Origin of the sequence: Bhargavaea cecembensis, from assembly GCF_000826125.2 — a bacterium.
In the GTDB taxonomy this organism is placed as follows: Bacteria; Bacillota; Bacilli; order Bacillales_A; family Planococcaceae; genus Bhargavaea; species Bhargavaea cecembensis_B.
The window spans coordinates 843,306-852,572 of the sequence record NZ_LN651373.1 but is presented as its reverse complement, the minus strand read 5'-3'; the positions used below and the strand labels follow the sequence as shown (position 1 = coordinate 852,572).

Here is a 9,267-nt window from a genome sequence, read left to right as displayed (position 1 = left end):
CCGCCCCGCCGGCCGCTTCCCGGAGGCCGAACGCTTCCTGGAAGATCAGCTTGATCATGGCGGGAACCTCGCCGATGTTCACGACAAGCACAAACGCCGTAACGGCAAGATAAAGGACCGCCATGATCGGAACGAGAAACTGGGTGACGCTCGCAATCCGCTTGACGCCCCCGAAAATGACGGTTGCCGCCAGCACGATGAGGACGAGCCCGACCGCCCAGTCCGGAATGGAAAACACGCTGCTGAACGATTCTTTGATCGTGTTCGCCTGCACGGCATTGAAGATGAAGCCGAAGCAAAGTGTCAGGAGAATGGCGAACACGATGCCGAGACCCCTCAGGCCAAGCGCTTTTTCCATGTAATAGGCGGGACCTCCGCGGAACGTATCCCCGTCCTGCACCTTGTAAACCTGCGCGAGGGTGCTCTCGATGAATGCCGTCGCCATGCCGACGACCGCGACGACCCACATCCAGAAGACCGCACCCGGCCCTCCGATGCCGATCGCCAGCGCCACGCCGGTCACGTTCCCCGTGCCGACGCGCGAAGCGGCACTGATCGTGAACGCCTGGAACGGAGAGATTCCGTCTTTCTCGTCCTTCTTCTCTGTAATCAGCCTGAACATCTCCCCGAACAGACGGAACTGGACAAACTTCGTGCGAATTGTAAACCAGACGCCGAGCCCGAGCAGGACATAAATGAGGACATACGACCAAAGCAGGTCATTCCCGTGCCCAACGATCCATTCCAGCGCATTCTGGAACATACAAACAGACCCCTTTCACTATGTATTGCCCGATAGATTGCGGGCATTCCTTTTTCCTTTCCCTACTTTAAGAGGAAGCAACCTTGCACACAAGAGGATTTTGGCGTGTTTTTCTTACTTTTCGCCGGTCGGCTAGGATCTTATTGGACCGCGACCGGTTCTATAGCATTCGAATATGTCATCATCTATGGAACAATTGGCATGACGGATACGTCTGAATCAATAATAAACTTGACGCTTAAGGGTTGATAGAGTAACCTTTTCTTGATTTGTAATTAAATCGTGCGTCTCAAACAGTGATAGCCGAGGAGTGTGCAGTTTGAAAGAGAAGATATGGCTCTATTTTATTTTATTACAGCCAATATTGGATTTAGCAACGAGCCTGATGTTAAATAAGGCCAATACCTCTCTCTCGATAGGAATTTTGGTCAGAGTAGTATTTTTGGCATACGTCATCTATTTTGTTCTACACCACTACTTCGTCAAAAAAAGTTGGAAACCGTTAGCGGGTATCGGAGCACTGGGTCTCTATTTCGTCATTAATCTTGTGATTAACTTTATCTACAAAGACCCGTTCAGCCTCGGGGCGGAAATTACGTTCATGGCTAAAACCATCTATCCGATTTTCCTGTTCATTGCGTTCTATATCATCTTTAAAAACCATCTTTTGAAGCCGGAATCATTGCTGAAGATCCTGACAGTGAATGCAGTCATCGTTTCTGCCATCATCATTATCCCAACGGTCTTTGGCATCTCCTTTGAATCTTATAACAGCTCGTTCGCCGGGTCGATCGGCTGGTTCAATGCTGCAAACGAAACGGGTGCCATTCTGGTCATCCTGTTTGCATTCACCGTACTGTACTACTTGAAGGCCGGAACATGGGATGTACTGGCCCTTGCAGCGCTCATCGGCATGACCGTATCTGTTTATCTGATCGGTACAAAAGTGGCGACCGGCTCGTTCGTGTTGCTTGCCCTAAGCACTACGCTGCTCTTGATGCTTAAGAAGAGGTGGATCAAATCAGGGATTATTCTTCTTGCCTTGGCCGGCACTCTCTATGGCATCACCCAGTCCCCGGTGGCACAAAACGCCAAAGTGGTGGAAGAACAAAATCAGATCAGGCAAGATATGTACAAAGAGAAGGAAAAACATTTCACGGCTGATATTATTGAACAAATCAACATGTATCAGGAGTATAGAAAAAAGAGTATTCCGGCGCTGACGCAGGTTTTATCCTCCCGAGATTTGTTCCTTCTCATGCATTACGATTTCTTTAAAGAAGCGCATCCGCTCCGCAAAGCATTCGGCATGGGCTACTCCTCCGAATACGAGAAAGAACCGAAGATGGTGGAGATGGATTACTTTGATTTCGTCTTTTCTTATGGACTGATCTTGGGTGTGGTTTTAACGGTCGGCATGATCCTCTTCATATTCCAGACTATTAAAATGGGAATCGTGGAACTGCTGAGAAAAACCAGGGATGACAGGAAGATCTTGCTGGCCTTCAGCAGCCTGCTTGTCTTAGGCGTCTCGTTCATAGCGGGCCATATCTGGTTTGCACCGGCAGTCAGCTTGTATTACATGATTATGCTGGCCATACTGTACGCTTGGAAGTTCTCAAACACAGAACAGAATTTAGGGAAGGCAAGATGATTTTTTTACAGAGGCACTCGGATTCTATGGTCCGGGTGCTTTTTTGTTGGCAATATTAATCGGACAAAAGAAGCCTCCCTCTGCGCAACATGCACAAAGGAAGGCTACTCTATCTTTTACATAAACCGCTCGCGGTGGCGGGCGTCGATATGGTCACGCGCCGGGCTGCGGTCGATTTCATCGACAGCCGGCTCGCCGAATGGAGCCGGGCCGAGGTTCGGGTCGGCCGCTCCGGACTGGACGCCGGAGAACGGTTCTTCCTCTTCTGCCATTTCAGGCGGCAGGCGGCCTTCCGATGCAGCATTGTCCGGGCCGCGGACCAGTTCCTCGTCCTTGAGTTCGCGGTAATCCGCCCCGATGCTGACGGACCCTTCGTCCGGGCGGCGTTCGACACCGCGGGAATTCACCGTTCCGTCCTCGATGCCGACGACATCATCGTCGCCGTTGTCCGCATCGCGTTCATGCCGGTATACGTCCCGGTCGCCGCCCGTGACGGCAACGCCTGTTGCGTTGTCTTCCCGACCGGCGGTTCCTTCCATAACCTCTCCTTTTTCCTGAAGGCGGCCCTCTTCCTCAGCGGCCTCCCGGTCTCCCTCGTCAAAGAATCCGCGCTGTCCGACACTCTCCTCAATCACCGCTTCCGACGGGATGACCGAATCGTCGATCTCCCGTTCGAACTCGGGATGCCTTCCGGCAAATGACTTGTCTTCGGTATAAGCGTCCGGCTCGTTTCCGAGCGGTTGCTGGTCTTTTCTGTTCATAAACGGTTCCCTCCTGTCAGGGTAGTACCTATTGAATACCCTGAATGAGTGAACATTGAAACCAGCAGGACTCCCTGGCAATGCGGACGAACCGTCCAGGTTATCATTTCCGGGAAGCTGCCACGCCGGGCGGTTTCCGGTTCTCTGTGTGGTCAGGGGAGCGAGTGTCAACTTCAGGGCGCCGAGTGTCAACTTCGGCAGGATGAGTGTAAACTTTCGCGAAGCGGGTGTGAACTTTCGCCGGTCGAGTATCAACTTTCGATCCCGCTCCGGCCCAATTTGCGGGAAACTGAAAAGCCCGCCCCCTCTTCATGCGAGGGGGCGGGCAACCGGTCAGTTGACGGCTTCGGCTTTGTGGAATTTCATCATGTCGTCCGCGTATTTCTGGACGGTCGACGGAGAGACGTCGAATTGCTCGGCGAGTTTCGTCCGGGCCATTTCGAAGCCGCTGAGCAGCCCCGTCATCTGGCCGAAACGGATGGCGCCGGCCGCGACGCTTTCCGGTTTTCGTGCTTTCGGATTCACTTCCTCGAGGAAGCGCTCCGTTTTTTCTTCCAGTTCGGCAGACTCGATCCGGTTTTCAACGAGGTAGCGACCGACGAGGCCGAGAATCGGATCTTCGTCCGTTTCCTCGGAGACGGCGGCGGTTTCCGCTGTTTCCGGCTCGGCGACCGCTTCCCCGTGGCCGATCAATTCGTACAGATCAAGCATGTACCGATCCAGGAACTTCTGGCTGTCGAGATGCTTCTTGAGTTTCCGGAGGCGGGACGCCTGCGCGGACACTTCATCGTGCCCGGGCTCCACAAACGCCAGACTGTTCATAAGAAGGATCGTATCCTCTTCCCGGCCGTCGGGAAGGAAATGGCCGAATACTGCTTCGCCCTTCTCCACTTCCATGTCTTCCGGAACCGCCCACTTGTACGTTCCGTCTTCCAGCACATCCCGGATGACGGCGGTCCCGTCGCTGACCGACTCGACGACGGCAAACAGCGTGAGGGGGCTCGCCCATTTTGAGAGTGTCCGCCTCACGGCAGGCCGTTCGGACTTCATGCCTGCCGAGGCGACATGCGTCTGCCAGGCAGCCGGCTGGTTAATCAGGTACAGATATTCGATTGCCTGGCTATGTATCGTTTCCCGGTCATAGTAAGGAGAGAGTCTGCGCTCCCACTCCGTGAACAGGCCGGCATTGGCGCGCACATCCTCCGGCTTCGGATGAGTCGTAAAGAACAGGCTGATCACCTGTTCCAGCTCCTGAGCGATCAGGAGGCCGATTGTTGCCTGATCGACTGCGCCATGGCATTTCTTGTACTTCTTGCCGCTGCCGCAAGGGCATGGCTGATTGCGTCCTACCATGTTCTCACCTCATTCAACACAATTGTATCATATATCAGAGATTCGGAATGACTGCCAAACAAGCTTTGCGAATCCTTATTGTACCATATATCAGAAGTCCTGTTCATAGGCATAAAGAACCAGCCATGTCCCTTCCGCTTTCTGCAATCAAAACACGGCTCCCTCCCCACTCTATCTGCATCCGCCCGGAAAATCCATGAGCCTGAATGTTCATCTTCACCGGGGGAAAATGAAAGGACTTTCCGCCCAAGCGAAAAAAGGAAGCGCCCGGTGAGGGACGCTTCCTTTCACGTTACATTCAACTCAGAAAATCTGTTGGCCTCTGCCCGGTGCTCCCGGAAGGCCGGGCTTGCCCGGATGGATCGGGTTCAGTCCCGGATTGCCGGGGATGGCCGGTTTGCCCGGAGGATTGCCCGGTGTCACCGGATTGCCCGGAGTGGCCGGCTTGCCCGGCGGGTTGCCCGGCGTCACCGGCTTGCCTGGAGTGGCCGGCTTGCCCGGAGGATTGCCCGGAACGGCCGGTTTGCCCGGCTTGTCCGGCTTTTCACCCTTCGGAACCTTTCGCTCCAGCGTGAATGTTTCGGTCGTTTCATGGCCGCCGAGGTCGACGACTTTGATCGTATAATCGAACTTCCCTTCAACGAGCGGGATGTCGAGGTCGATCGTTTCGTCGAACGCCTTGCTGCCGTATGGTTCGCTCAGGTCGCGGGCGAACACTTCGCTGTCGTTCACGTAGATCCGGATGTCGTCGAAGTTGTCCTTCACCGCGAGCGAGACGCCGATCGACGCCTCTTCCGTCTTCTTCGGAAGTTTCGTCAGGACGTTCAGCTCTGCCGGCGTGGAGTCGACGAAGAACCGGCGCATGATCGACATTTCGTTGCCGTGCTCGTCTGTCGCTGCGACTTTGACGGACTTGAATCCGTCTTCGAGCGTCAGCGTGTGGGAGAAGTTGCGGCCGTCGAACTCGCTGGCCTTCTCGCCGTTCACCGTGACGGAGACGACTTCGGATTCGTCCGTCACATAGCCGCTCACCGTCACTTGTCCGTCATCGTAGACGGAGAAGTTGGTCGGATCGTTGATGTAGATGACCGGCGGGTTCGTTTCGGCCGGCTCGTCCTTCAGCTCGTAGTCGCGGTGGTTTTGCGCCGCATCCCAGACACGGGCCACGAGCTCGTCTCCTTCGCCGAATTCCTCATCGAACGTGAATTCGTTCTGTTCCGGAGAAAGCATTTCAACCTCCTCGGTGGCCGGGTCGTCCGTCAGGGACTTGCCGTTGAGGTAGACTTCCCATGCCACGACACCGGTTCCTTCGTCGCGGAAGTTCGATGCATGGACCGTCTTTGTCTTCGAATCAAACTTGAAGTCGGCTTCCGGTGCGGCCGTGTCGACCTTCACCGGGAACTTGATCGTCTGCCATTTCGCACCCGGGTAGTCGATTGCCGCCTTCAGCTCGAGGTAATACTGCCCGTCTTTCGCAGTCTTGCCGTCGATCTTGCCGTCCCATGCGTAGTTCATGCTGAACGTGTACGCCGGGTTTGTGTCGGAGTTGATATAGTGTTTGCGCAGGTCGGTGTCTGTCCGGATCGTGCGGACTTTCTTGCCGTCTGCGTCAAGCACGTTCACTTCGAATTTTTTCGCGTTCCGGAGAAGCGAGAACACCGGAACGGCCTGGTCGCGGACTCCGTCTCCGTTCGGCGAGAAGCCGAAGCGGTCCGGGTCGAACGCGCCGCCGCCGTCGATGAAGTAACCCTGCTCATCGGCAAGCGCCGTCATGCCCCAGTACGTGTTGCCTTCCCATGCGAAGTAGTCGAAGATCGGAGCATCGTCCCACTCGCCGTTGAAGCCGAAGAACGGCACGGAAAGCGGTACGTTGCCCGTGACATCTTCATTCGGGTCTTCGAGGAAGACGAAGCCGTCCACGAAGAAGCCGTTCGTGAAGAAGTCCTTGTACCATTCGATGTCGGACAGGTCGATCGTCACGTTGATCGAAGCCTTGCCGTTCGCCGGCACGGTGACCGACTCAGGACCGTCGATCTGGACCTCGTCGTTCAAGACCATCGATCCGATCACGTTTGCCGCCGTCACGAGGTCCTCCCCGATTTCAGCGAGGTTGTCCGCCTGCACGGCATAGGAAACGTCATACGTCTTTTCTTCATCAGAGAAGTTCTCGGCCGTGAGCGTCAGGCTGATCCGGTTGTCGCGGATCTCCTTCAGCGCGACTTTCGCTTCGCCGGTCGCCTTGTCGGTCACCACGACGTCCGTGTTGAGCGCGTTTGCAAGCTGCATGAGTCCGGCACCCTGACGGCGCGGAGACACGTAGTCGCCCTGGTCTTCATCAAAAATCACAGGTGCTGCCGTGTTCATGAGAAGTTTTTTCGTCATTTCGGAACGTTCGCGTCCAGTCAGGCCGAATTCCTCGTCGACCCGCTCGAACAGGAGCGCCCCGCCGCCGGCCACATGAGGAGCCGCCATCGACGTTCCGCTCATGATGCCGTACTGATTGTCTTCCAGCGTTGAGAAGATGTTGCCGCCCGGTGCCGTGATTTCAGGCTTGAAATCAAGGTTCGGTGTCGGACCCCACGACGTGAAGTCACTCATTTCACCGGCAGTGTAGCTCTGGGAATTCACGTACTCTCCGTCAAACGTCACAGTGACGGATCGTCCGACCTTGAGCGCCTCGGCCATTTCCGTGCCGGCCGCCTGCTGGATGGACATGTACGGGATGCGGATCGCCGGGTCGGATGCCATGTTGATCGTGCCCGGCTCATTGTTGTAGATGATGACGCCCGCAGCACCCGCCGCCTGTGCGTTCAGCCCTTTTTCCGTGAAGGCGATCTCGCCGCGGGAAATGAGCGCGTATTTGCCCGTGAAGTCCTTGCCTTCAAAGTCTCCGGGATTGCCGAAGCCTGCGAAGACGAGCTCGTGGGTCTGCGGACTCTGTTTCACCGGATCCACGTCGTTTGCGAGCAGGTAGCCGCTGCGCTGCTCTTCACCCGAGTTGATCGAGAAGCCGAAGCTCATCGAGCGGATGAAGTCGTTTTCAAACGACGCGACGCCGAGAGAATCGTAGGAGACGCTCGGTGCGCCGGTGAGTCCGTAGTCCTGGTTTTCTGCGTAGTTGTAATAGTAGCCGTCGCCGTAGAGCGCCGAGTTGCCTGCAGAAATGGCAACGAGGAGGCCGTTGTCGACCGCGCGCTTCACTGCCTGCTGCTCGGGGCTGTTTTCATCGACATACCCGGCCGTCGAGCCGAGCGACAGGTTCAGGACATCCGCGCCGAGCTTGATCGCGTCGTCCATCGCCTTGACGTACACGTCCCCGTAAGTGGACGGATAAAGCGGGTCGTTCCCGAACACTTTCAGTGCGAGCAGCTGCGTCTCGGGGGCGATCCCCTTGATGCCGCCGTTGTCTTCATCGCCGTTCGCCCCGACCGTCCCGGCCACGTGCATGCCGTGCATGGACGCATCCGGCGCGATGTCGCGGATGATGTCGTTCTCATCCATGTAGTTGTAGCCGAACGGAACTTTCTCCGTGTAATACTTCCCGCCGTGCAGAGTGCCTGCCGCGAGTTCGCCCTCGACGTCCGCCTTCGTCAGCGCGGCGGTCGAAGCGTCGGTGAGCACCATGTCCTTGTGCGCAGGATCGATGCCGGTGTCAATGACCCCGACGATCATCCCCTCGCCCTTGAATCCGTACTCCTCCCAGAACTGGCGAGCCTGCACGAGATCCTTCGACGAAACCATCTCCGGCTTTTCAACCGGACGCTCATATTCCGTCGCCTCATGGACCGCCTTGACGCCCGCGAGCTTCGCGATCGCCTTGGCATCCTTCGCCTTGACGTTCGCCGAGAAGCCGTTGAACACGGTCGTGAACTCTTGCTTCACCTTCATGCTCGGCGCCTTCAGCTTGGCCGTCCGCATGACGTTCTGCTGAGCCTGCTTCAGCTTCTGCTGGGCCTGCTCTTTCTGGACTTTCGACAGGTCCTTGTAAAGGAGGCCCTTGTTCGTAGCTTCCTCGATCGCCGGCTTGTCCATCAGCTCGACGATGATCCGGACCTCTTCCTCCGGCTTCTCCGGTTTCTCCAGCTTGGCCGGCAGCTTCGTCGTCGGCTTCTCAAGCATCAGCTTCGACGATGCCGGAAACTTGCCCGGTGCCGGACCCGCCGCAAACCCGACGGAGCTGAGCGACAGCACGAAGACCAGTGCCAAAAGCAGGATGCGCTTCATCTTCCCCAATCCCAATTCCCCCTTGACGTTCAATTTCACTCCATTTAAATAGAGTGGCAATTATGAATTTATCATTATTTGCTTAAATATGGTATGCATCCTTTTGTTCAACTTCAGGGAGGGCGAAATTGGATAGATAGTCACAAGCGAGCGAGCAAGAGAGCGTCGAAAGTCCCGGGGTGAGGGCGTTTGTTGGGGGGCGGCGGGATGGAAATAAAAACCTGGACGACTCGAGGCCGGATGCGGACGACTCACTCCTGGAAGTAAAAACCTGGACGACTCGAGACCAGATGCGGACGACTCAACCCCGAATGCGACCGACTCGAGGCCTTACCCGGACGACTCGCCCTTGGAAATAAAAACCTGGACGACTCGAGGCCGAATGCGGACGACTCAACCCCGAATGCGACCGACTCGAGGCCAGATGCGGACGACTCACTCTTGGAAGTAAAAACCTGGACGACTCGAGACCAGATGCGGACGACTCAGCCCCGAATGCGACCGACTCGAGG

General features: G+C 56.1%; 5 protein-coding genes. 1 reads left to right on the top strand and 4 read right to left on the bottom strand.

What is annotated here, in order from left to right; genetic code table 11:
• Positions 1-763, bottom strand: a 763-nt coding sequence (locus BN1189_RS09740) for an alanine/glycine:cation symporter family protein (protein ID WP_179860942.1), incomplete at its 3' end; no start/stop codon positions are given.
• Between the two features lie 319 nt (positions 764-1,082).
• On the opposite strand from BN1189_RS09740, the gene BN1189_RS09735 reads away from it, so the two are divergent.
• The gene (locus BN1189_RS09735; protein ID WP_040227741.1) at positions 1,083-2,417 is read left to right on the top strand and encodes an O-antigen ligase family protein; all 1,335 of its coding nucleotides are present in this window, start codon (positions 1,083-1,085) and stop codon (positions 2,415-2,417) included.
• A gap of 116 nt (positions 2,418-2,533) precedes the next feature.
• On the opposite strand, the gene BN1189_RS09730 is transcribed toward BN1189_RS09735, so the two are convergent.
• The 3 genes from BN1189_RS09730 to BN1189_RS09720 all read right to left on the bottom strand — a co-directional run bounded on the left by BN1189_RS09730 (position 2,534) and on the right by BN1189_RS09720 (position 8,755).
• Positions 2,534-3,178 carry a hypothetical protein gene (locus BN1189_RS09730; protein ID WP_040227740.1) on the bottom strand — a complete coding sequence of 215 codons (645 nt, stop codon included), beginning with the start codon at positions 3,176-3,178 and terminating at the stop codon, positions 2,534-2,536.
• Between the two features lie 333 nt (positions 3,179-3,511).
• Entirely contained in the window at positions 3,512-4,531 is a 1,020-nt protein-coding gene (locus BN1189_RS09725) for a YecA family protein (RefSeq protein ID WP_040227739.1), read from the bottom strand.
• Positions 4,532-4,834: 303 nt separating this feature from the next.
• Positions 4,835-8,755 carry a S8 family serine peptidase gene (locus BN1189_RS09720; protein WP_082194226.1) on the bottom strand — a complete coding sequence of 1,307 codons (3,921 nt, stop codon included), beginning with the start codon at positions 8,753-8,755 and terminating at the stop codon, positions 4,835-4,837.
• Between the last annotated feature and the right edge of the window lie 512 nt (positions 8,756-9,267).

What these genes read in the sequence shown, in the direction of transcription:
- BN1189_RS09730 (WP_040227740.1), bottom strand. Translation starts at nt 3,178, where the DNA reads ATGAACAGAAAAGACCAGCAACCGCTCGGAAACGAGCCGGACGCTTAT.
- BN1189_RS09725 (WP_040227739.1), bottom strand. Translation starts at nt 4,531, where the DNA reads ATGGTAGGACGCAATCAGCCATGCCCTTGCGGCAGCGGCAAGAAGTAC.
- BN1189_RS09720 (WP_082194226.1), bottom strand. Translation starts at nt 8,755, where the DNA reads ATGAAGCGCATCCTGCTTTTGGCACTGGTCTTCGTGCTGTCGCTCAGC.